The sequence below is a fragment of the Pseudomonas sp. 910_23 genome (assembly GCF_052850795.1).
The window spans coordinates 359,490-381,088 of record NZ_VXCZ01000001.1; the positions used below are offsets into that span (position 1 = coordinate 359,490).

General features: G+C 60.8%; 18 protein-coding genes. 8 read left to right on the forward strand and 10 right to left on the reverse strand.

Annotated features, from left to right (window positions below; all coding sequences use genetic code 11):
- Positions 1–69 precede the first annotated feature (69 nt).
- Genes FW800_RS01700 through mfd form a run of 3 tightly spaced genes read right to left on the reverse strand, consistent with a single transcriptional unit; the run spans position 70 to position 6,797 of the window.
- The gene (locus tag FW800_RS01700) at positions 70–2,760 is read right to left on the reverse strand and encodes a DEAD/DEAH box helicase (RefSeq protein ID WP_446436837.1); all 2,691 of its coding nucleotides are present in this window, start codon (positions 2,758–2,760) and stop codon (positions 70–72) included.
- A 9-nt stretch (positions 2,761–2,769) separates the two neighbouring features.
- The gene (locus FW800_RS01705; RefSeq protein WP_032877214.1) at positions 2,770–3,336 is read right to left on the reverse strand and encodes a CsiV family protein; all 567 of its coding nucleotides are present in this window, start codon (positions 3,334–3,336) and stop codon (positions 2,770–2,772) included.
- A gap of 11 nt (positions 3,337–3,347) precedes the next feature.
- Positions 3,348–6,797, reverse strand: coding sequence for a transcription-repair coupling factor (gene mfd / locus FW800_RS01710; RefSeq protein ID WP_148852349.1), 3,450 nt, complete (start codon positions 6,795–6,797; stop codon positions 3,348–3,350).
- Between the two features lie 340 nt (positions 6,798–7,137).
- On the opposite strand from mfd, the gene FW800_RS01715 reads away from it, so the two are divergent.
- Positions 7,138–8,601 (forward strand): glyceraldehyde-3-phosphate dehydrogenase, encoded by a 1,464-nt coding sequence (locus tag FW800_RS01715; RefSeq protein ID WP_032803369.1) that lies wholly within the window; start codon positions 7,138–7,140, stop codon positions 8,599–8,601.
- A gap of 184 nt (positions 8,602–8,785) precedes the next feature.
- On the opposite strand, the gene FW800_RS01720 is transcribed toward FW800_RS01715, so the two are convergent.
- Positions 8,786–9,319 carry a chalcone isomerase family protein gene (locus FW800_RS01720; RefSeq protein ID WP_078820627.1) on the reverse strand — a complete coding sequence of 178 codons (534 nt, stop codon included), beginning with the start codon at positions 9,317–9,319 and terminating at the stop codon, positions 8,786–8,788.
- Positions 9,320–9,532: 213 nt separating this feature from the next.
- Here FW800_RS01720 and sthA point away from each other — a divergent pair, with 213 nt between their 5' ends.
- A complete protein-coding gene (gene sthA, locus FW800_RS01725) occupies positions 9,533–10,927 on the forward strand; it encodes a Si-specific NAD(P)(+) transhydrogenase (RefSeq protein WP_056847305.1) in 1,395 nt (464 codons plus the stop codon).
- Positions 10,928–10,969: 42 nt separating this feature from the next.
- Here the strand turns inward: sthA and FW800_RS01730 are convergent, their stop codons facing one another.
- Positions 10,970–11,692 (reverse strand): glycerophosphodiester phosphodiesterase, encoded by a 723-nt coding sequence (locus tag FW800_RS01730; RefSeq protein ID WP_003172585.1) that lies wholly within the window; start codon positions 11,690–11,692, stop codon positions 10,970–10,972.
- A gap of 44 nt (positions 11,693–11,736) precedes the next feature.
- Positions 11,737–12,315 carry a PilZ domain-containing protein gene (locus FW800_RS01735; RefSeq protein ID WP_446436838.1) on the reverse strand — a complete coding sequence of 193 codons (579 nt, stop codon included), beginning with the start codon at positions 12,313–12,315 and terminating at the stop codon, positions 11,737–11,739.
- Between the two features lie 94 nt (positions 12,316–12,409).
- On the opposite strand from FW800_RS01735, the gene FW800_RS01740 reads away from it, so the two are divergent.
- The 3 genes from FW800_RS01740 to FW800_RS01750 are packed head-to-tail and all read left to right on the forward strand — an operon-like array spanning position 12,410 to position 15,656.
- Complete coding sequence (locus FW800_RS01740; RefSeq protein ID WP_032877209.1) at positions 12,410–13,660, forward strand: lipoprotein-releasing ABC transporter permease subunit; 1,251 nt, start codon at positions 12,410–12,412, stop codon at positions 13,658–13,660.
- A 7-nt stretch (positions 13,661–13,667) separates the two neighbouring features.
- Positions 13,668–14,351 carry a lipoprotein-releasing ABC transporter ATP-binding protein LolD gene (lolD, locus tag FW800_RS01745; RefSeq protein WP_019818240.1) on the forward strand — a complete coding sequence of 228 codons (684 nt, stop codon included), beginning with the start codon at positions 13,668–13,670 and terminating at the stop codon, positions 14,349–14,351.
- A 60-nt stretch (positions 14,352–14,411) separates the two neighbouring features.
- Positions 14,412–15,656 (forward strand): lipoprotein-releasing ABC transporter permease subunit, encoded by a 1,245-nt coding sequence (locus FW800_RS01750; protein WP_005786190.1) that lies wholly within the window; start codon positions 14,412–14,414, stop codon positions 15,654–15,656.
- A gap of 117 nt (positions 15,657–15,773) precedes the next feature.
- On the opposite strand, the gene FW800_RS01755 is transcribed toward FW800_RS01750, so the two are convergent.
- Positions 15,774–17,120, reverse strand: coding sequence for a heavy metal sensor histidine kinase (locus FW800_RS01755; RefSeq protein WP_446436839.1), 1,347 nt, complete (start codon positions 17,118–17,120; stop codon positions 15,774–15,776).
- Positions 17,117–17,797, reverse strand: a complete 681-nt coding sequence (locus FW800_RS01760) for a heavy metal response regulator transcription factor (protein WP_005786195.1) — start codon at positions 17,795–17,797, stop codon at positions 17,117–17,119. Before FW800_RS01760 ends, FW800_RS01755 begins: the two co-directional genes overlap by 4 nt.
- A 158-nt stretch (positions 17,798–17,955) precedes the next feature.
- On the opposite strand from FW800_RS01760, the gene copI reads away from it, so the two are divergent.
- Positions 17,956–18,477, forward strand: coding sequence for a copper-resistant cuproprotein CopI (gene copI / locus FW800_RS01765; protein WP_446436840.1), 522 nt, complete (start codon positions 17,956–17,958; stop codon positions 18,475–18,477).
- Positions 18,478–18,543: 66 nt separating this feature from the next.
- On the forward strand, positions 18,544–19,374 hold the full coding sequence (gene queF, locus FW800_RS01770) for an NADPH-dependent 7-cyano-7-deazaguanine reductase QueF (RefSeq protein WP_032877206.1): 831 nt from the start codon (positions 18,544–18,546) through the stop codon (positions 19,372–19,374).
- Between the two features lie 138 nt (positions 19,375–19,512).
- Here the strand turns inward: queF and FW800_RS01775 are convergent, their stop codons facing one another.
- On the reverse strand, positions 19,513–19,779 hold the full coding sequence (locus FW800_RS01775; protein WP_446436841.1) for a DUF4404 family protein: 267 nt from the start codon (positions 19,777–19,779) through the stop codon (positions 19,513–19,515).
- 111 nt (positions 19,780–19,890) lie between these two features.
- Positions 19,891–20,499, reverse strand: coding sequence for a hypothetical protein (locus FW800_RS01780; RefSeq protein ID WP_032877205.1), 609 nt, complete (start codon positions 20,497–20,499; stop codon positions 19,891–19,893).
- A 196-nt stretch (positions 20,500–20,695) separates the two neighbouring features.
- On the opposite strand from FW800_RS01780, the gene FW800_RS01785 reads away from it, so the two are divergent.
- Positions 20,696–21,385, forward strand: a complete 690-nt coding sequence (locus FW800_RS01785) for an MlaA family lipoprotein (RefSeq protein WP_005786208.1) — start codon at positions 20,696–20,698, stop codon at positions 21,383–21,385.
- Positions 21,386–21,599: the final 214 nt, after the last annotated feature.

The following is a 21,599-nucleotide window of genomic DNA, read 5'->3' on the forward strand; positions in this document are numbered from 1 at the left end:
AAGCCAGCTCCCACATTTGCAATGCTTCCTCCTGTGGGAGCTGGCTTGCCCGCGATAGAAATCGAACAGTCAGCGCTTTTCTTGCTTGTTGGGTAACGGCGCAAACAACGCCTCAATCTCCTCATTGCCCAACTGCCAATCCCCAGTGGTCCGCCCATCCAGCACACCCGCCGCCAAGTCGGATTTCTCCTTCTGCAGGTGCTGGATTTTCTCCTCCACCGTGCCTCGGGCAATCATCTTGTACACGAACACCGGTTTTTCCTGCCCGATGCGATACGCGCGGTCGGTGGCCTGGTTTTCCGTGGCCGGGTTCCACCACGGGTCGTAGTGAATCACCGTGTCGGCTTCGGTCAGGTTCAAACCCACGCCACCGGCCTTCAAGCTGATCAAAAAGATCTGCAACTTGCCGCTCTGGAAATCCTTCACCGGTGTACGTCGGTCACGGGTCTGGCCGGTCAGCAGTGCGTAGGCAATCCCGCGTTTTTTCAGTTCGATTTCGATAAGGCTCAGCATCGAAGTGAACTGCGAGAACAGCAGAATCCTGCGACCTTCGGCAAACAGCTCGTCGAGCATGTCCATCAGGCTGTCGAGCTTGCCCGAGCTGCTGCCACGCGCTGGCAGAGTGGCGTCGTTGACCAGGCGCAGGTCGCAGCACACTTGTCGCAGTTTGAGCAGCGCTTCAAGGATGATGATCTGGCTGCGGGCCACGCCCTTGCGGGTGATTTCGTCGCGCACCTTTTTATCCATGGCCAGGCGCATGGTTTCGTACACGTCGCGCTGGGCCTCGTTGAGGTCGACCCAGTGGATGATCTCGGTCTTGGGCGGTAATTCCGTGGCCACCTGTTCCTTGGTACGGCGTAGCAGGAAGGGCTTGATCCGACCGTTGAGGTGCTGAAGTCGCACTTCGCTGGCGCGCTTTTCAATCGGCACGCGGTAATCACGGTTGAAGCTCTTCACGTCGCCCAGCCAACCCGGCAACAGGAAGTGGAACAGCGACCACAGTTCACCCAAGTGGTTTTCCAATGGCGTGCCGCTCAGGCACAGGCGCTGGCGGGCATTCAGCTCGCGTGCGGCCTGGGCGGCCTTGCTGGACGGGTTCTTGATGTACTGCGCTTCATCGAGAATCAATACATGCAAGGGCAGGGCGGCGAGTTGCTCAATGTCCTTGGGTAGCAGGGCGTAGGTGGTCAGCAGCAGGTCGTAGTCCTGGAGGTTGGCAAAATGTTTCTTGCGCCCCGCGCCATACAGAGCCTGCACCCGCAGTTGCGGGGTGAAGTGCGCTGCTTCGTCGAGCCAGTTCGGAATCAGGCTGGTGGGCATCACGACCATGCAGGGCCGATCAAGGCGCCCGGCGATTTTCTCGGTGAGAATATGCGCCAGGGTTTGCAGGGTTTTGCCCAGGCCCATGTCGTCCGCGAGAATCCCGCCCACTTCCAACTGGCGCAGTGACTGCATCCAGCTCAAGCCTTCCAGTTGATAGGGGCGCAAGGTTGCGTTCAGGCCCTCGGGCGCCACGCAGGTGAAGTCCTTGATGTCCCGCAGACGTTGGGCGAAGTTGCGAATCTTCTCGCCACCCTCCCATTGCAACGGCAGGTCTTCGAGTGGATTGAGCCTAATTGCGTCGGCCTTGGCCAGGCGCAACGTCGTGGTGCCGGTTTCTTGCAGGTAGAACTCGCCGAGAGTCGCCAGCACCGGCTTCAAACGCCCGTAGGGCAGCGCCACTTGCAGCGGGCCGTGGCCGTTGGGCAGCCCGGGAATATTCACCAGGATCAGTTCATCATCGCGGCGCCTTGCGAGTCTTTCCGGGTTGAGGATCTCGGTGTGGGAGCGCATCAGGTTCAGCAATATCGGTAGCAGGCTCAACCGTTCGCCATTGACGATGATGCCCAACTCCAGGTCGAACCAGTCACGCTCCGGCGCTTCATCGACGCTGGCGTACCAGTCGTCCACCGGGCTCAGGTCGAAACCGAAGTCTTCATCAATTTGCAGCTCCCAGCCCTCTGCCCGCAGCGTTGGCGATGAGTTGAGCGTGAAGTTCAGCCAGGCGCTGTCGTTGACCATCTCGAACAGCTCGCCGGCACTTTCCGGCAGGGCTTTGCTCTGTCGCGTGGCGATCTTGAAACCCAGCAGACGCAGTTGTTCGCGACAGGCTTGTTCCTGCTCGGGATGGCGCTTGATTCGCAGGCTCTGGGTGTCCTGGCGCACGATGATATCGGCGTTCTTTTGCCCACTGACGTAATTGCCCAGGTAGTTGAACGACAGTGCCGCACGGTGCTGGATATAGCGCTGCATCTTGCCGTTGCGCGGTTCAAACGCGCTGAACTCGACGCTCGCCAGCCACAGGCGTGGCACGGGCTGCACATCCTCCATGACCACCTGCGGCAGGACCACGCGGTTATCCAGCACGGCCTGGAGTTTTTCCAGCAGTTGCGCATCCTGGGTCGCCGCCGGATAGGCCAGGGTTTCCTGGACCTTGAGCAACACCGCTGCGATGTGTTTGCAGTTGGTGTGCACCGGGCAGGTACAGCGGCTGTCCACCAGGATCAGCAGGCCCTTGGCCGACTCACGCAACGAGATGGTTTGCCGATAGACGTTACCGCCGGAGCCTTCGCAACTGGCGGTAATGGTGCTGTCACCGCACTCGACGATACGCACGCGATTTTCCAGTGCGTAACGCCGCCCGCGCTCCAGGCTCTGCTCTTTGAAGCGATTGGCCCACGAAGGGGCCAGGGGTTTGGTCAGAGGCGAAGTGAGGGGCATGGTGCTGGATCAGTCCTGCATGTCGGGCGGCGGTGCGCTGGGCGGCTTGGCGGTCAGCGAGGTGATCTTGATCAGCAACGCCAGGTGGCCGCCGTCCAGGTAATTAAGCTGGTTGTTCTTGGTGCGTACGTCTTTCTGCGCCAGGTGTTCACTGGCGATCACGCTCCCGTTGCCGTCGAACTGGTTGATCCAGAAGTCGGCATCGATGTCGGTGAAACGACCCAGTTGCAGGCTCAGCACGCCTTCGATAGGGAACTGGCCGAATTGCTCCTGGCCGTCGGTGATCGCGATCCTCACCGGCTGCTCGCCCAGGTTCTGTTCCCAGGCCTTGTGCGCGAGCACGGTGTAGTTGGAATCGGCGCGCAATTTTTCGACGATGTTGCCCAGGCGCGGCGGGCTCAGCCGCTCGCCCAGGCGCTGGGCGCCGCCGTCCCAGTTCTCCGGGGCGGCGCGGCTGTTGATCACCGGCTCGGCATTCTGGCGCACCAGGATCATTTCCACCTGGTACGGGCTGTCGGCAAATGCCGAAGGCGCGAGTACCACCAACAACAGGCTCAGAATGCGGAACAAGCGCATGGCGGCGTCCTTCAAGCGGATTTCGGGATGAGGCGCTCAAACAGCGCCTCCAGGGTATTGAAGCGTTCTTCGGCACGTTCCATCGGCACCATGAACTTGAACAGCGTAGCCCCTTCGAACTTGTAGCGGTTGGGCTGGCCCTGGATCAGCTTGATCAGTACCAACGGGTCGACCGGCGTCTGCGCTTCGAATTCGATACGCCCACCTTGCGGCCCGGCGTCGACCTTCTTGATCCCCAACTGCTCGGCCTGCAACTTGAGCAGGGTCAGGCGCACCAGGTTCTTGGTCGGTTCGGGCAGCAGGCCGAAGCGGTCGATCATCTCTACTTGCAGGTCCTTGAGGCCCTCTTCGTCGGTGGCCGAGGCGATGCGCTTGTAGAGGATCAGTCGCGCATGCACATCCGGCAGGTAGTCTTCGGGAATCAATGCCGGCAAGCGCAGGTTGATCTCCGGGCCGCCGCCCAGGGGTTGATCGAGGTTCGGTTGCTCGCCCTTGCGGATGGCTTTCACTGCGCGTTCGAGCATCTCCATATATAACGTGAAGCCGACCGCCTGGATCTGCCCGCTCTGGCCATCCCCCAGCAGTTCGCCGGCGCCACGGATTTCCAGGTCGTTGGTGGCCAGCACAAAACCGGCGCCGAGGTCCTGGGTGTTAGCGATCGCTTCCAGGCGTTTTTCCGCATCGGAAGTGATCTGTTGGCGTGGCGGCGTGAGCAGATAGGCGTAGGCCTGGTGGTGACTGCGCCCGACGCGGCCGCGCAGTTGGTGCAGCTGCGCCAGGCCGAACTTGTCGGCGCGCTCGATGATGATGGTGTTGGCGCTGGGCACGTCGATGCCGGTCTCGATGATGGTCGAGGCGATCAGCACGTTGAAGCGCTTGTGGTAGAAGTCGCTCATTACCTGTTCGAGTTCGCGCTCGCGCATCTGCCCGTGGCCGATGGCGATACGGGCTTCCGGCACCAGTTCGGCGAGGTCGGCGGCGCATTTCTCGATGGTCTTCACATCGTTGTGCAGGTAATACACCTGGCCGCCGCGCAGCAGTTCACGCAGCAGTGCTTCCTTGACCGTGCTCTTGTTCTGCTCCATCACGAAGGTGCGCACTGACAGGCGGCGTGCGGGTGGTGTAGCGATGATCGACAGGTCGCGCATACCCGATACGGCCATGTTCAGCGTGCGCGGAATCGGAGTAGCGGTGAGGGTAAGGATGTCGACTTCGCTGCGCAGGGCCTTGAGCTGTTCTTTCTGGCGCACGCCAAAGCGGTGCTCTTCGTCGATGATCACCAGGCCCAGGTTCTTGATCTTCACGTCGTCCGACAGCAGTTTGTGGGTGCCTATGACGATATCGATCTTGCCCTCGGCCAGGTCGGCAACGGCGGCATTCACTTCCTTGGCGGACTTGAAGCGGCTCATCACCTCCACGGTCACTGGCCAGTCGGCAAAGCGGTCGCGAAAGCTGTTGTAGTGCTGCTGGGCGAGCAGGGTGGTCGGCACCAGAATCGCCACCTGGCGACCGCCGTGCACTGCAATAAAGGCGGCGCGCATGGCCACTTCGGTTTTGCCGAAGCCCACGTCGCCACACACCAGGCGGTCCATCGGCTTGGGCGCGAGCATGTCGGCGCGCACCGCCTCGATGGTGGTTTGCTGGTCCGGAGTTTCTTCGAAGGCGAAGCCGGCACTGAAGGTGGCGTAGTCGGCTTTCGGGTCAGCGAACGCGTAACCTTCGCGGGCGGCACGGCGGGCATAGATGTCGAGCAATTCTGCGGCCACGTCGCGAACCTGTTCGGCGGCCTTGCGCTTGGCTTTCTGCCAGGTCTCGGAGCCCAGGCGATGCAACGGTGCCAAAGCGTCGTCGCTACCGGTGTAACGGGCGATCAGGTGCAGGCTGGCCACTGGCACGTAGAGCTTGGCGCCCTCGGCGTATTCCATGGTGAGGAATTCGGCGGCCTGGTTGTCGATCTCCAGTGTCTGCAAGCCCAGGTAGCGGCCTACACCATGGTCGATATGCACCACCGGCGCGCCTTCGCGCAGCTCGGTGAGGTTCTTGATCACCGCATCATTGTTGGCGTCTGCGCGTTTTTCCCGGCGACGGCGTTGCATCACGCGCTGGCCGAACAGCGGGCTCTCGGCGATCAGTGCGAGGGCCGGGTCGTCCAGCAACAAGCCTTCGTCCAAGGGGGCGATGGTGATCGCCAGGCGCTCTTTGCTATTTACAAAATCCGGCCAGCTGTCGACGGTCTTGGGCCGCAGTTTCAAGCGTTCCAACAGCTCCAGCAGCACTTCGCGGCGCCCGGCGGACTCGGCGGTAAACAGCACGCGGCCAGGGAAGTCACCGAGGAAATTGGACAGCGCTTCCAACGGTTGCGTGGCTTTGGCCTGGATCGCCAGGTCGGGCAGGGTTCCCGCGGGGAAGCGTTCCCGACCACTGCCGGCGTCTACATCTTGTTGGCTGGCGACCACGCGCGGCCAGTTTTTCAAGCGGGCGAAGCAGTCTTCTACGGGAAGGAACAATTCGGCGGGCGGCAATAAAGGCCGGGACGGATCGACGCGGCGCTCTTCATAGCGGTTGCGCACGTCGTTCCAGAAGTTTTCCGCCGCCTGCTCGATGCCTGGCAGCGAGAACACCTGGGTGTCCTGGGGCAGGTAGTCGAAGAGGGTGGAGGTTTCGTCGAAGAACAATGGCAGGTAGTACTCGATACCCGCTGGGGTAATCCCGCTGCTTAAGTCCTGGAAGATTGGGCAGCGACGGAAATCCACGTCAAAGCGCTCACGAAAGCGCGCCTTGAAACGGGTGACCGCGTCTTTTTGCAGCGGGAACTCCCGCGCCGGCAGCAGCTTGATCGAGTCGACCTTGTCGATGGAGCGCTGGTTTTCCGGATCAAAGGTGCGCAAGGTCTCGATTTCGTCATCGAACAGGTCGATGCGATACGGCAACTTGCTGCCCATCGGGAACAGGTCGATCAGGGCGCCGCGCACTGCGAACTCACCGTGCTCGTACACCGTGTCGACGCAGCGGTAGCCGCTGGCTTCCAGGCGCGTGCGCATCTGTTCTACGTCGAGCTTCTGGCCGATATCCAGCACCAGGCTGCTGCCGAGCAGGAACTTGGTCGGCGCCAGGCGGTGCAGCGCCGTGGTGATCGGCACCACCAGCACGCCGTGGGCCAGTTCCGGCAAGCGGTACAGGCTGGCGATGCGCTGGGATATGATGTCCTGGTGCGGCGAGAACAGGTCGTAAGGCAGGGTTTCCCAGTCGGGAAAATGCAGCACCGGTAAATCCGGGGCGAAGAAGCTCAGCTCCTGCTCCAGCCGTTCGGCACTTTGGCTGTCGGCGGTGAGCAGCAGGGTAAAGCGCTTGGCTGCGCTGGCAGCCTCGGCAATGGCCAGGCTCAGGGCGGCACCGGGCAGGTTGCCCCAGTGCTGTTTACCTGCCGCGGCAGGGAGAAGCGGTAGACGCAGAACGGGCACGGAAGGTTGAGCTCCAAGCGTTGCGACAAAGTCGGTAATTGTAACGGCCCCAGGTGCCGCCTGTCAGTTGCTGACTGTGCCTATTACGGTTTGTAGGAAATGTAGTGGCTAAGACAAACAATGACCGGTTTTGACTCAATATGTAGTGCCAAAATGCGCGAATGTTTAGGAGGGTTACGGACAAGTCGGCGATGGCGCTGGACTAGTGGCCTTCTGGAACCCGCGTATTTACTGGGCTGTAGCGCGGAGGTATTTTTTTGCAAGGGCTTTTTGTTGCCCCTCGCGCATTGCTCAACGGCCAGTCGGGCGACATAATGTAGCCCCTTTTTTCTGCCCCTACATGTGGAAGGTTCCCGTGACTCAGAAGCCCGACCAGTGTCTTGGTGAATGGATCGACCGTGAAGCACTCGCAGAAGCGATGATTCCGCTTATCGGCCAGCTGTACCGCAATAACAATGTGGTGAGCTCGATCTATGGCCGCAGCCTGATCAACCAGTCTGTCATCGCGATTCTCAAGGCGCACCGCTTTGCGCGCCATCGCTCCGCCGACGACAGCGAACTCTCCGTCCACGAAACATTCCCACTGCTTAAAGCCATGAGCGAGCTCAAGCTCGGCGCGGCCTCGGTAGACCTGGGCAAGTTGGCCTACAAATTCCGCAAGGAAGGCGCCGGCCGCAGTGCCGAGCAGTTCGTGCGTGAAGAAATGGCCGATGTGGTTGGCCAGCAAAACGCTGCCGCCCGCAAAGGCACCGACGTGGTGCTGTACGGCTTCGGCCGTATCGGCCGCCTGCTGGCGCGCATCCTGATCGAGAAAACCGGTGGCGGCGACGGCCTGCGCCTGCGTGCCATCGTGGTGCGCAAAGGCGCCGAAAACGACCTGACCAAGCGCGCCAGCCTGCTGCGTCGCGATTCGGTACACGGCTCGTTCAACGGCACCATCACCATTGACGAAGAAAACAACACCATTACTGCCAACGGTAACCTGATCCAGGTGATCTACGCGAAGAACCCGACCGAGGTGGATTACACCCAGTACGGCATCCAGGACGCCCTGCTGGTGGACAACACCGGCGTATGGCGTGATGCCGAGGGCCTGGGCCAGCACCTGGCTTGCCCGGGTATCGACCGTGTCGTGTTGACCGCGCCTGGCAAAGGCAAGCTCAAGAACATCGTGCACGGCATCAACCACGCTGAAATCACCGCTGACGACAAGATCGTGTCCGCCGCTTCCTGCACCACCAACGCCATCGTGCCGGTGCTCAAAGCTGTGAATGACAAGTTCGGTATCGTCAACGGCCACGTTGAAACCGTTCACTCGTACACCAACGACCAGAACCTGATCGACAACTTCCACAAGGGCGATCGCCGTGGTCGTAGCGCCGCGTTGAACATGGTGATCACCGAGACCGGTGCTGCCACCGCTGCTGCCAAGGCCCTGCCTGAGCTGGCCGGCAAGCTGACCGGTAACGCGATCCGTGTACCGACGCCGAACGTGTCGATGGCCATTCTCAACCTCAACCTTGAGAAAGCCGCCACCCGCGAAGAGATGAACGAGTACCTGCGCTACATGGCGCTGCACTCCGACCTGCACAAGCAGATCGACTTCGTCAACTCGCAGGAAGTGGTCTCCACCGACTTCGTTGGCTCGCGCCACGCCGGTGTGGTGGACGCTGAAGCGACCATCACCCAGGACAACCGTGTTGTGCTGTACGTGTGGTACGACAACGAGTTTGGCTACAGCTGCCAGGTGGTTCGCGTGATGGAAGACATGGCTGGGGTCAACCCGCCTGCGTTCCCGCGCTAAGCCTTTGGGCTGAATGAGAAAGCCCCGACTGGTTCGGGGCTTTTTTATGGCTGTGGATTTTGTGTCGCCTGGAGGGCCTCATCGGGGGCAAGCCCCCTCCCACATTGGGTCGTATTCCTTCAGGGTGGCCTCGGTCAACTGTGGGAGGGGGCTTGCCCCCGATGGCGGTGCTACAGCCGACACATCAATTCAGCAACTTGTCGCGCAACTCATCAGACAGCCCTTTGGGCGCCAGCCAGATGCCCAGGTAGGCCCGCGCCAGTTCCTCATCACGACTGCTGAACACCACCTGCTCATTGATCTCCAGCTTCAACCCACGGCCCGGACGAAAATCCAGGGCATAACGATCACCGCTGCGGACGTTGCGAAAGCTGGCGTGCAACTGATCCAACTGCGGCTTTAATCGAGCATTGGCTTGCTGGCGTTCCAGGGTTACCGTGGCCGCCTTGATTACATCATCGCGGTCAATGTCGCGAAAGTAATACAACGCCAGGCGCACAGCCTTCTGTTGCTCCCAGGCTTGCTTTGCAGCGAGGTCAGCCGGTGCATACAGCGCCGCCGCATACACATCCGCCCAAAGATAGTTGAACACCGCCTGGTTTTTCAGGGCCAGCCCCTCGACCTGTGCGGGGAAGCTTGCCTGCTTGAGCCGCTTCGCATCGTTGGCGTGCGTCGTGAGCGACACTATCAGCATTAAACAAAAAAATAGTTGTCGCATAAGGCTCACCCTCAATTCGGCGCTGATTTGCGTCCTGTAGTATGGCAACACTGGCCTACGACGCGACCAAGGGTTAATGTTCGCGGCGCTCGGCCTTCTATAGACTGTGCCCCGGTTCACACACTTGAGCCAAATTGTCCTTCATGTCCGCTGGCCGCGGCATGATTTAGCCCGGCGTCCAACCGTACGCCTGGCCTGTTCTGAGGAGTACGCATGGCTGTCTACAACTACGACGTGGTGGTACTGGGTTCCGGCCCGGCTGGAGAAGGTGCGGCGATGAACGCTGCCAAAGCAGGGCGCAAGGTGGCGATGGTCGATAGCCGTCGTCAGGTCGGCGGTAACTGCACCCACCTGGGTACCATCCCGTCCAAGGCGTTGCGTCACTCCGTGCGCCAGATCATGCAGTTCAACACCAACCCGATGTTCCGGGCCATTGGCGAGCCGCGCTGGTTCTCGTTCCCGGACGTGTTGAAAAGCGCCGAAAAAGTCATCTCCAAGCAAGTCGCTTCGCGTACCGGCTACTACGCCCGTAACCGCGTCGACCTGTTCTTCGGCACCGGCAGCTTCGCCGACGAGCAAACCGTCGAAGTGGTCTGCGCCAATGGCGTGGTCGAGAAGCTGGTGGCCAAGCACATCATCATCGCCACCGGTTCGCGCCCGTATCGCCCGGCGGACATCGATTTCCACCACCCGCGTATCTACGATAGCGACACCATCCTCAGCCTGGGCCACACCCCGCGCAAACTGATCATCTATGGCGCCGGCGTGATCGGCTGCGAATACGCCTCGATCTTCAGCGGCCTGGGTGTACTGGTGGAGCTGGTGGACAACCGTGACCAGTTACTGAGCTTCCTCGACTCGGAAATTTCCCAGGCGTTGAGCTACCACTTCAGCAACAACAACATCACCGTGCGCCACAACGAAGAGTACGAGCGGGTCGAAGGCCTGGACAACGGTGTGATCCTGCACCTCAAGTCCGGCAAGAAGATCAAGGCCGACGCCTTGCTGTGGTGCAATGGCCGTACCGGCAACACCGACAAGCTGGGTATGGAAAATATTGGGGTCAAGGTCAACAGCCGTGGCCAGATCGAGGTGGACGAGAACTACCGCACCTGCGTAACCAATATCTACGGTGCCGGTGACGTGATCGGCTGGCCAAGCCTGGCCAGCGCCGCCCATGACCAGGGCCGTTCGGCCGCCGGCAGCATCGTCGACAATGGCAGCTGGCGCTACGTGAATGATGTGCCGACCGGGATCTACACGATTCCCGAGATCAGCTCCATCGGCAAGAACGAGCACGAACTGACCAAGGCCAAGGTGCCTTACGAAGTGGGCAAGGCGTTCTTCAAGAGCATGGCGCGTGCGCAGATTGCCGGTGAGCCGCAAGGCATGCTGAAGATTCTGTTCCACCGTGAAACCCTGGAGGTCCTCGGCGTGCATTGCTTCGGCTACCAGGCGTCGGAGATCGTGCACATCGGCCAGGCGATCATGAGCCAGCCGGGTGATCTCAACACCCTCAAGTATTTCGTCAACACCACCTTCAACTACCCGACCATGGCCGAAGCCTATCGGGTAGCCGCCTACGACGGCCTCAACCGGCTTTTTTGAGCGGCTCCGGCCGGTGGCCTGAGCCGGCCGGGGAGACCGATTTCAGTAATTCCCGAGAGTGGCAGTGGCCAAACCGGGAAAGTCTGTAATCAGGCTATCTACGCCGAAGTCGGCGAGCCTGCGCATCAGCGCAGGTTCGTTGACCGTCCACACGGATACATGCAAACCCTGGCGCTGGGCTTTCTCCAGCCGCTCAGGGGTGCATAACGTCCAGTTCAATGCCAGGTACTCACAGCCGTAGTTCTGCGCGACCTTCAACGGGTCGAGCCAGGCGTACTCGGCCACGAGCCCGCGTGACAGGTCCGGGGTGAGTTCTACTGCGGCTTTCAACACCTCCCGTGAGCTTGACGTCACGGTGACCTTGTCCATCAGGCCAAAGCGTACGGCCATCTCACGGATTGCCAGCACGGTGGTTGCAGCGCGAGTGCGTGAAGCGCTTTTGACTTCCAGTTGCCAGTGATCGAAGTCGCACTTTTCGAACAGCTCCTCCAGGCGTGGGATCGGGCACGGGCTGACCCAACCCGGGCCGCCTTTGCGCGCGTCCATCTTCACCAGATCAGCCGCCGAGTACTCGACGACCTTGCCGCGCCGGTCGGCGGTGCGCTTGAGGGTCGGGTCATGGATGACCATCAGCTCGCCGTCCATGGACAGGTGCAGGTCCAGTTCGCAACGACGTACGCCGTGCTTGAGGCATTCCTGAAAGCTGGTCAGGGTATTTTCCGGTGCTTCGCCTTTGGCACCGCGATGGCCGTAGATCAGGGTCACAGTTGCTCCTTTGCGCCAGGATCGCTGGCGGAATGAATAGGTATTCAGAGGTCGTCGCTTTGCTCTCGCGCCAGACGGCGTTCCTGCGCCTGCTTTTGCAGGATGTAGCGCGCCAGCAGTTGGCGTTGGGCATCGGTCATGGATTCGAATTCCGTGCCCACATCAAAGCCCTCGCCCTGGGGATCGCAATGGGTCACTCGTGCGCGCAGTAACAGGCCGAGCGCTTGGGGCATCAGCACCAGCTTGACTGCCAGATGGGTATCGGGGGCCAGCGGGGTAGGGTGCTGGAAGTCGATGCCGCCTTCGGAAAGAATCACCGGTTGCGGCGCGCCCACTTCAGCCAGCAGGCCGCGGGCCATGACCTGGCTGAGCAGATCCAGGCGCTTGTTTTGTACTTTGAGGAAGGCCGCCAGGCTGCGATCTTTCTCGCTGATCTGACGCAGCAGGTGCTGGGCTTCGAATTCGCTCAGGTGCAGTTCGCTGAGCAGATTGAACAGCGGCGAATCATCCAGCAACACTTCCTTGCTCGCCGCGTCGGGGCCAGACAATGTGCTGATTTGAAGTGCGATCATGTCGTCGATACGGTAGTATTCGCGGCGCTCTTCTTCATCTAATGTCGACATGGCGAACCCCAGGTAACGGTAATGGTCTGAGTGTAAAGCTGCTTACCAGACCCCGCCACCGGGACGTCTTCTTTTCCTCCGAACAAGCCCCGACATGTTCAGACCTCTCTTCGTATTTATCGGCACGCGTTATACCCGTGCAAAGCGTCGCAATCATTTTGTGTCGTTCATTTCCTTGACCTCGATGATCGGTCTCGCCCTGGGCGTGGTCGTGATGATCGTGGTGCTGTCGGTGATGAACGGCTTCGATCATGAGATGCGCACCCGCGTGCTGGGCATGGTGCCCCACGCGACCATTGAGGGCGATGCGCCCATCAACGACTGGCAAAGCCTGGCCGCCAAGGTCAAGCAGAACCCCAAGGTGGTGGCGGTCGCGCCGTTTACCCAGATGCAGGGGTTGCTGACCAACGACGGCAAGGTGCAGAAGATCCTGCTCAATGCCATCGACCCGGCCCAGGAGCGCAACGTCTCGATCATCGACAAGTTCATGCAGCAAGGTAAGCTCGACGACCTGGCCCCTGGCAGTTTCGGCATCGTTATCGGTGACAAGGCCGCGGCCAAGCTCGGTGTGGGCGTTGGCGACAAGCTGACCTTCGTCGCTCCGGAAGTCACCGTGACCCCGGCGGGCATGTTCCCGCGTATGAAGCGCTTTACCGTGGTGGGTACCTTCCACGTCGGCGCTGGCGAGATCGACGGTTACATCGGCCTGACCAACCTTACCGACCTGGCCCGCCTGCATCGCTGGCAGCCTGACCAGGTGCAGGGCCTGCGGCTGAAGTTCAACGACCTGTTCGACGCCCCGCGCGGCGCCTGGGAAATCGCTCAGCACTTGGGTGAATCCGAGTATTACGCCCGCGACTGGACCCGTACCCACGGCAACCTCTACCAGGCCATCCGCATGGAGAAAGCCATGATCGGCCTGCTGTTGCTGCTGATCGTCGCCGTGGCTGCGTTCAACATCATTTCCACGCTGGTGATGGTAGTGAACGACAAGAAGGGCGATATCGCCATCCTGCGTACCCTGGGCGCCACGCCGGGGCAGATCATGGCGATCTTCATGGTGCAGGGCACCGTGATTGGCGTGGTCGGCACCCTGATCGGTACCGCGGTGGGCATTCTGGCGGCGCTGAACGTCAGCGCCGCCATCGCCTTGCTTGAAAAAGTGATCGGCCACAAGTTTCTCAACGCTGACGTCTACTTCATCGACTACTTGCCGTCCCAGGTGCAAACCCAGGACGTGCTGATGGTGGGCGGCGCCGCGTTGGTCCTGAGCTTCCTTGCCACCCTGTATCCAGCCTGGCGCGCGGCACGTACCCAGCCAGCACAGGCATTACGTTATGAGTGAATCGGGCATGAGTGAAAAAGCAATCCTGAGCTGCCGCAACCTGGGCAAATCCTACGAGGAAGGCCCGGAATCGGTGGTCGTGCTGTCGAACCTGCAACTGGAACTGCATCCGGGCGAACGCGTGGCGATCGTCGGCAGTTCCGGCTCCGGCAAAAGCACCTTGCTGAACCTGTTGGGCGGCCTCGATACGCCGTCCCAGGGCAGCGTATGGCTGGCCGGCGAAGAACTGTCGGCGTTGAATGAAAAGGCCCGAGGCCAACTGCGTAATCGCTCGCTGGGCTTTGTGTACCAGTTTCACCACCTGTTGCCGGAATTCACCGCCCTGGAAAACGTGTGCATGCCGCTGTTGATCGGCAAGACCGCGATCCCGGAGGCGCGCCAACGTGCCACCGCCTTGCTGGAACGCGTCGGCCTCGGCCATCGCCTGGAGCACAAGCCGGCCGAACTCTCCGGCGGTGAGCGCCAGCGTGTGGCGATTGCCCGCGCCCTGGTGAACAACCCTGGCCTGGTGATGCTCGACGAGCCGACCGGCAACCTCGACTCCCACACCGCCCAGGGCATCAAGGACTTGATGCTGGAACTGAGCACCCAGATGCGCACCGCGTTCCTGGTGGTGACCCATGACATGAGCATGGCCCGGCAGATGGACCGCGTGTTGCACCTGCAGGAAGGTCACCTGGTCGCCATCTGACCTGTTTCAAGCCTGGCGCCTGGCGTCGGGCTTTTTCATTTTTTCAGGCGGTGTACGCGAATGTTCAGACCGTTATCCATTTTCATCGGCACGCGCTATACCCGCGCCAAGCGCCGTAACCGTTTTGTCTCGTTTATCTCGATGACCTCGATGATCGGCCTCGCCCTGGGCGTATTGGCCATGATCGTGGTGCTGTCTGTGATGAACGGCTTCCAGCGCGAAATGAGCTCGCGCATCCTCGGCATGGTGCCCCACGCCACCATCGTCGGCGTAAAGCCGATTGATGACTGGCAACCGGTGGCGGCTGCCGCGATGAAGAATCCGCAAGTTACAGCTGCGGTACCGTTCACACAGATGGACGGCATGTTCTCCTACAAGGGCGCCATGCAGCCGATCGAGATCAGCGGCGTCGACCCGGCCCAGGAAGGCAAGGTGTCGATCGTGACCCAGCACATCGTGCGCGGCAAACTGGACGACCTCAAACCCGGTGAGTTCGGCGTGGTGGTCGGTGATATCACCGCGCGGCGCTTTCGCCTGAACGTGGGCGACAAGCTGACCCTGATCGTCCCGGAACTCAGCAGCGCCCCGGGTGGCATCACCCCGCGTATGCAGCGGTTGAACGTGGTGGGCATCTTCAAGGTCGGCGCCGAGCTGGATGGCTCCATGGCCCTGATCCACATGGCCGACGCGGCAGAAATCCAGCATTGGCAGCCCAACCAGGTGCAAAGCGTGCGCCTAGCGGTGAAGGACCTGTACGCAGCGCCCAAAGTCTCGGCGGATATCGCTGCCAGTCTCGGCGCGGCTTACAAGCCGGATGACTGGACCCACACCCAGGGCAGCCTGTTCAGCGCGATGAAGATGGAAAAGACCATGATCGGTCTGTTGTTGCTGATGATCGTCGCAGTCGCTGCGTTCAACATCATCGCCACGTTGATCATGGTGGTGAACGACAAGGGCGCGGACATCGCGATCCTGCGCACCATCGGCGCCACGCCTCGGCAGATCATGGCGATCTTCATGGTGCAGGGCACGGTGATCGGCGTGGTCGGCACCTTGATCGGCGGCGTGCTGGGGGTAATTGCAGCGCTGAACGTGAGCGAACTGGTAGGTTGGCTGGAGCGGGTGAGCGGGCAGCATATCTTTAGTTCGGATGTGTATTTTGTCAGCAACCTGCCTTCGGAGCTGCAAGGTGGGGATGTGTTGCTGATTTGCTCGGCGGGGTTTGTGTTGAGCTTTTTGGCGACGATTTACCCGGCGTATCGGGCGGCGAAGATTGAGCCGGCCCATGCCTTGAGATATTCGTAAGGTCTTAGACCGCTATCGGGGGCAAGCCCCCTCCCACACTGGACCGCGTTTATACAGGAACAATGAGGTCAAAATGTGGGAGGGGGCTTGCCCCCGATAGGGCCGGCCCAGCTTGCATCAATCTCCCTTGGGCAACTCAATCACAAACCTGGTCCAGCCCGCCTGCGACTCACAATAAATCCTCCCCCCATGCGCCCGCACAATCGACTGGGTAATCGCCAACCCCAGCCCCGCATGTTCACTGCTGCCTGGCCGCCTTGACGGGTCGGCTCGGTAGAACCGGTCAAACAGCCGCGGCAACAGCTGCGCAGGAATACCTTCCCCGGTGTTCTCAACTGTCAGTGTCACGCCACTCTCTATCCGCACCCGCACTTCACCGCCTGGTGGAGTAAACCGCAGCGCGTTATCCAGCAAGTTCGACAGAGCCCGGCGCAACATGCCGCGATCGCCCAGCGTATGGGCGCTGCCTTCGCGTACCAGCGTGACCTGCGCATCCTCTGCCAGCAGGGTAAAAAACTCCAACAGTGCGTCGACCTCATCGCCCAGATCCAGGGCTTCACGGTTGGGCATCAGCAGGCCGTGGTCGGCTTTGGCCAGGTACAGCATGTCGTTGACCAGTTGCGCCATCCACTGCAACTCTTCCAGGTTGCTGTGCAGCGCCTCGCGGTAATCCTCCAGTGGGCGTGGCTGGGTGAGAATGACCTGGGTTTGGGTCAGCAGGTTCGATAGCGGGGTACGCAGTTCGTGGGCGATATCGGCGGAAAACGCCGAGAGGCGTTGGAACGCGTCGTCCAGGCGCCCCAGCATGGCGTTAAAAGCTTGGGCCAGTTCCGCCAGCTCCACCGGCATTTGCGCCTGGGGCAGGCGTTGGGTCAGCGAGTGGGCTGATACGCTGGCGGCCACCTCGCCCATGCGCCGCAACGGTCGCAACCCACTGCGCGCAGCCCAGGCGCCGAGCAGGGCGGTAGCCAGCGCGGAGAGGCCGACGGTCAGCCAGATCAAGCGTTGCATATGCTCCAGGAAGTGCTGGTGGTGGGTGATGTCGAGTATCAGGCTCAGTTGTGGCGAACCGGGTTGGCCGGGCGTCAACGGCGCGTTGTACACACGGTAGTCGGTGCCTGCGTTTTGCAGGCTGTGCAGGCCCGGGGCGGCGGGCACGCTGAGGTTCGGCGCACCGTCCACCCAGCGCTGGCCGGCCGCCGTGATGCGCACGGTGAAGTCGGGCTGGTGATCCAGCTCGGCGCGCAATTGCGGGCCGCGCAGGGCGAAGGCTTCACGTGAGTCGACACCCTGCAAGGCACTGCGCAGGGCCACCAGCTTGCTGTCGAGCAGTTGCTGGTCCAGCTCGACGAAGTGCGCTTCGCTGGCGCGATTGAACAGTACGCCGGCGATCAACGAGACCACCGCGGTGCAGGCGGCAAACAGCAGCGCCAGGCGGCTGGTCAGGGACAGGCGCTTGATCACGTGAAGCGCTCCTCCAGCACGTAACCCATGCCGCGCACGGTGTGGATCAGTTTGTTGGGGAAGTTATCGTCGACTTTCAGGCGCAGGCGGCGGATCGCCACTTCGATAATGTTGGTGTCGCTGTCGAAATTCATGTCCCACACCTGGGACGCGATCAGCGTCTTGGGCAGCACCTCGCCCTGGCGACGCAGCAGCATTTCCAGCAGGGCAAACTCCTTGGCGGTGAGGTCGATGCGCTGGCCGTCGCGCTCGACGCGGCGACGGATCAGGTCCAGACGCAGGTCGGCCAGTTGCAGGGTGGTTTCCTGCGGTGTGCTGCTGCCACGGCGTAACAAAGTGCGCACCCGGGCCAGCAGTTCGGAAAAGGCGAAGGGCTTGACCAGGTAGTCGTCGGCGCCCAGTTCCAGGCCATGTACGCGGTCCTCCACCGCATCGCGAGCGGTGAGGAACAGCACCGGCATGTCCAGGCCGGCACTGCGCACCGCCTGCAGGATCTGCCAGCCGTCGCGGCCCGGAAGCATCACATCGAGGATCAACAAGTCATAATCCCCGCTCAGCGCCAGGTGCTGGCCGGTCGTGCCGTCGGCCACCAGTTCGGTGGTAAAGCCCGCCTCGGCCAAGCCTTGACGCAGATAGTGGCCGGTTTTGGGTTGGTCTTCGACGATCAGCAGTTTCATGTTGGGCTCTTGGCAAGGGGTAAGCGCGGGCCTTTATACCGTGGGCGCAGAGGTATGGGCGCAAGCTGACAAAGTTGTAATCTAGCAGTCAGCTGGCTGGCAGCGAGGCTATCTTAAAGTGCGGCCCAAGCTGGTCACCTATTTTTGGAGCGTGAGAAATGGCGTTGCGTACATCCCTGTTAACGGCGGTCTGCTTATTGGCGCTGAGCTTCAATGCGCTGGCGGATGCGGCTCATGGTTACGCATTCGGCCAACCGGCTCCGGCAGCCAAGGCCACGCGTACCGTGAAAGTCACCCTGCAGGACATTGCCTTCGAGCCCAAGAGCCTGGACGTAAAAGCCGGTGAAACCGTGCAGTTTGTACTGGTCAACAAAGGCCGCTTGCTCCATGAATTCAACCTGGGCGACGCGGCAATGCATGCCGCTCACCAGAAAGAGATGCTGCAGATGCAAGCCAGCGGTATGCTCACCGCCACCGGCATGGGCAAGATGGACCACAGCGCCATGGGCCACGGCGATATGGGCGGCATGAAGCATGACGATCCCAACAGTGTGTTGGTGGAGCCGGGCAAGACGGCCGAACTGACCTGGACCTTCACCAAGGCCACTGGCCTGGAGTTCGCTTGCAACCTTCCCGGCCATTATCAGGCGGGCATGGTCGGTAAACTGACCGTTGAGTGAGGCGTTTGTTAAGGGCGGGGGCAAAGGCTGGTAGACTGGCGCGGTTTATTTAGCCAGGTTTCCGCCATGCATCCCGCAGCCGAACATTCGCCGCTGGGCAAGTCCAGTGAATACATCTCTACCTATACGCCTTCGTTGCTGTTCCCGATTCCGCGTGCCGCCAAATGGGCCGAACTGGGCCTGAGCGCCGACACCCTGCCGTACAAGGGCGTGGATTTCTGGAACTGCTTTGAATTGTCCTGGTTGCTGCCATCGGGCAAGCCGGTGGTGGCCATCGGTGAGTTCAGCATTCCGGCGGACTCGCCGAACATCATCGAGTCCAAGTCGTTCAAGCTGTACCTCAACTCGCTGAACCAGACTGCGTTTGCCGATACGCAAAGCCTTGAAGCTACCTTGCGCACCGACCTCAGCGCTGCTGCCGGCAAGCCGGTGACTGTGCGTATCCGCAGCCTGGCTGACATCGAGGCCGAAGGTGTGATGGCGTTGCCGGGTGCGTGCATCGACGGCCTGGATATCAATGTCAGCAGCTACGAGCACCCGCGCCCGGAGCTGCTGCGCTGTGATGACTCGCGTGTTGTTGAGGAGAGCGTGCACAGCCATCTGCTCAAATCCAACTGCCCGGTGACCAGCCAGCCCGATTGGGGCAGCGTGGTAGTGGAGTACCGTGGCGCGGCGCTGGATCACGCCAGCCTGCTGGAATATATCGTCAGCTTTCGCCAGCACTCGGACTTCCATGAGCAGTGCGTGGAGCGGATCTTCCTGGACTTGCAGCGCTTGCTCAAGCCGGAGAAATTGACCGTGTATGCGCGTTATGTGCGTCGGGGAGGGTTGGATATCAACCCGTACCGCAGTACTGAAAATACCCAGTTCCTGAACGTGCGTCTGGCGCGTCAGTAAGCCTGCATAAACAAGCAAATGTGGGAGGGGGCTTGCTCCCGATAGCGGAGTGTCAGTCACAGCATCTGTGTCTGAACTTCTGCTATCGGGAGCAAGCCCCCTCCCACATTTTGGTTCTTTATTTGGCTTAGGGTCGGGTTAGATGCCGATATTGCCCAGGGTGATCATGATATTGCGCAATGTCCCGGAAATGACCGGGTGCTCAGCGTCGAACTCTATGGCCGCTTGATTCACATCGTCGGAGATGCTTGGCGTCTGAGTGGCCGGCTCCAATTCAAGTTGCACTTCGAACTTGGCAATCAATTCCTCCAACGCTTCACGTTTTTCAGGTGACAGCGGTAGCTCCTGTTCCAACTGCCCACGCAGGATCTCGATCTGTTCTTCCAGCTTTTTGCGATCAGGCATGACGTTCTTTCCTTTTATCGATAGTCACTGGCATAGACCGCGGCGCGCCGGGAAAGGTCTACGGGCTGGCCTCTAGATTAATCCACTGCGGCCAACCGTGCATGATCTTGATCAGGGCTTCTCGCCTTTGAGCCGGCGCAGGCTGATGTCCGCCAGGCAACTGCCCAACTCGCCCAGGTGGTCGATCACCGAGTGCACGCCCAGGCCATAGAGCGCTACCGTCGCCTTGCCGCGCTTGTATTCGCGTTGCTGCGCGGTCAGTGCCTGCCATTGCTCGGGTGACAGGCCGCAGAGCGAGCCACAGGAGGCCAGGCCGATAGTCCACAACCCGGCATTCAAGCCCGATTGCAGCAGGCGCGGCTCGCCGCTGACCAGCACGCAGCCTTCCAGGCGCTCAATGTTCAACTCCATCAAGGCTTGCCAGCAGGCGTGGGGCGCGGGCCAGCGGATGGAGGAGGGCGAGGCGGCCTTGATCCAGCTTGGCAGGCTGGCGGAAAGGGGCGCGGTCACCGATGGGGGCAGTTCATCCAGCCAGGCGCAGGGCACGCCTTGTTCTTTCAGGCTACGCAGGCTTTTCAAGGCGCCGGGTGTAGCCACGCAGCCGGGGCAGGGCGAGTCGGTACGCGCGAGGGAACCGAAATCCACCAGGCAGCCACTCAGGCCAAATAGCACGGCGGTCAACGAGGGGGCTGTGGCGATGGCAATCTCGGCGTGTGGCATCTGAACGTCCCTGAAATAGCAGCAACACTATCGGGGTGGCATGACAAGGCCATGACACTGACTGTGTTTGTAGGAATTTTGTGCATTTTTCGTGAGACAGGACCCTGGTAGCTGCCTAAACACACACTTCCGTCATATACTGACGGCCTTATTCAGGGCATAGCGCCCATGACAGACCATTCAAGGAGCAAAAGCTATGCGCTGGAGCCACTACTTCGCTCAGCTATCGGTGTGTGCCACCATCCTGTTGGCACCGTTCGCCGCTCAAGCCGCGTCGGAAGATGATCCATGGGAAAGCGTCAACCGCCCGATCTTCACCTTTAACGACACCGTTGATACCTACGCCCTCAAGCCGATCGCCCAGGGCTATCAGTTCGTCACCCCGCAGTTTGTGCAGGACGGCGTTCACAACTTCTTCCGTAACATCGGCGATGTCGGCAACCTGGCCAACAACGTGCTGCAACTCAAGCCGCACAATGCAGGCGTCGACACCGCTCGCCTGTTGGTCAACACCACCTTTGGCGTGCTGGGCTTTATCGATGTCGGCACCAAAATGGGGCTGCAGCGCAGCGACGAAGACTTCGGCCAGACCCTCGGCTACTGGGGCGTCGGCAGCGGCCCCTACGTGATGATCCCATTGCTGGGCCCAAGCACCTTGCGTGATGCGCCGTCCAAGTACGTCGACAGCTACACCCAGCCGTACCGCTACATGAACGACATCGGCTGGCGTAACAGCACCTTCGGCCTCAACGTCGTTGACGTGCGCGCCAGCCTGCTCGACAGCGAGAAGCTGATCAGCGGCGACAAGTACACCTTTATCCGTAACGCCTACCTGCAGAACCGTGAGTTCAAGGTCAAGGATGGCAAGGTTGTCGACGACTTTTAAGCCGTGACATCTTGAAATGAAATAAGGCGACCTCTTGATGGTCGCCTTTTTTATGGGTGCCACAACCTTACTTTGTGTTGTGGTCCAAGCGGTTCTTATAACTCCCGGTGATTTGCAGGGTAAAGACGCCCGGCGACCATCGCCATGAGCTTGAAACCCCTCACGGATGGGAGTACCGTCTGCGCCTTAGAAGGGCACCTCTGCTTTACCGTTG

Excerpts from the sequence above, each read along its gene's own strand:
- FW800_RS01700 (WP_446436837.1), bottom strand. The coding sequence starts at position 2,760 with ATGCCCCTCACTTCGCCTCTGACCAAACCCCTGGCCCCTTCGTGGGCC.
- FW800_RS01705 (WP_032877214.1), bottom strand. The coding sequence starts at position 3,336 with ATGCGCTTGTTCCGCATTCTGAGCCTGTTGTTGGTGGTACTCGCGCCT.
- FW800_RS01715 (WP_032803369.1), top strand. The coding sequence starts at position 7,138 with ATGTGGAAGGTTCCCGTGACTCAGAAGCCCGACCAGTGTCTTGGTGAA.
- FW800_RS01720 (WP_078820627.1), bottom strand. The coding sequence starts at position 9,319 with ATGCGACAACTATTTTTTTGTTTAATGCTGATAGTGTCGCTCACGACG.
- sthA (WP_056847305.1), top strand. The coding sequence starts at position 9,533 with ATGGCTGTCTACAACTACGACGTGGTGGTACTGGGTTCCGGCCCGGCT.
- FW800_RS01735 (WP_446436838.1), bottom strand. The coding sequence starts at position 12,315 with ATGTCGACATTAGATGAAGAAGAGCGCCGCGAATACTACCGTATCGAC.
- FW800_RS01740 (WP_032877209.1), top strand. The coding sequence starts at position 12,410 with ATGTTCAGACCTCTCTTCGTATTTATCGGCACGCGTTATACCCGTGCA.
- lolD (WP_019818240.1), top strand. The coding sequence starts at position 13,668 with ATGAGTGAAAAAGCAATCCTGAGCTGCCGCAACCTGGGCAAATCCTAC.
- FW800_RS01750 (WP_005786190.1), top strand. The coding sequence starts at position 14,412 with ATGTTCAGACCGTTATCCATTTTCATCGGCACGCGCTATACCCGCGCC.
- FW800_RS01760 (WP_005786195.1), bottom strand. The coding sequence starts at position 17,797 with ATGAAACTGCTGATCGTCGAAGACCAACCCAAAACCGGCCACTATCTG.
- copI (WP_446436840.1), top strand. The coding sequence starts at position 17,956 with ATGGCGTTGCGTACATCCCTGTTAACGGCGGTCTGCTTATTGGCGCTG.
- queF (WP_032877206.1), top strand. The coding sequence starts at position 18,544 with ATGCATCCCGCAGCCGAACATTCGCCGCTGGGCAAGTCCAGTGAATAC.
- FW800_RS01775 (WP_446436841.1), bottom strand. The coding sequence starts at position 19,779 with ATGCCTGATCGCAAAAAGCTGGAAGAACAGATCGAGATCCTGCGTGGG.
- FW800_RS01780 (WP_032877205.1), bottom strand. The coding sequence starts at position 20,499 with ATGCCACACGCCGAGATTGCCATCGCCACAGCCCCCTCGTTGACCGCC.
- FW800_RS01785 (WP_005786208.1), top strand. The coding sequence starts at position 20,696 with ATGCGCTGGAGCCACTACTTCGCTCAGCTATCGGTGTGTGCCACCATC.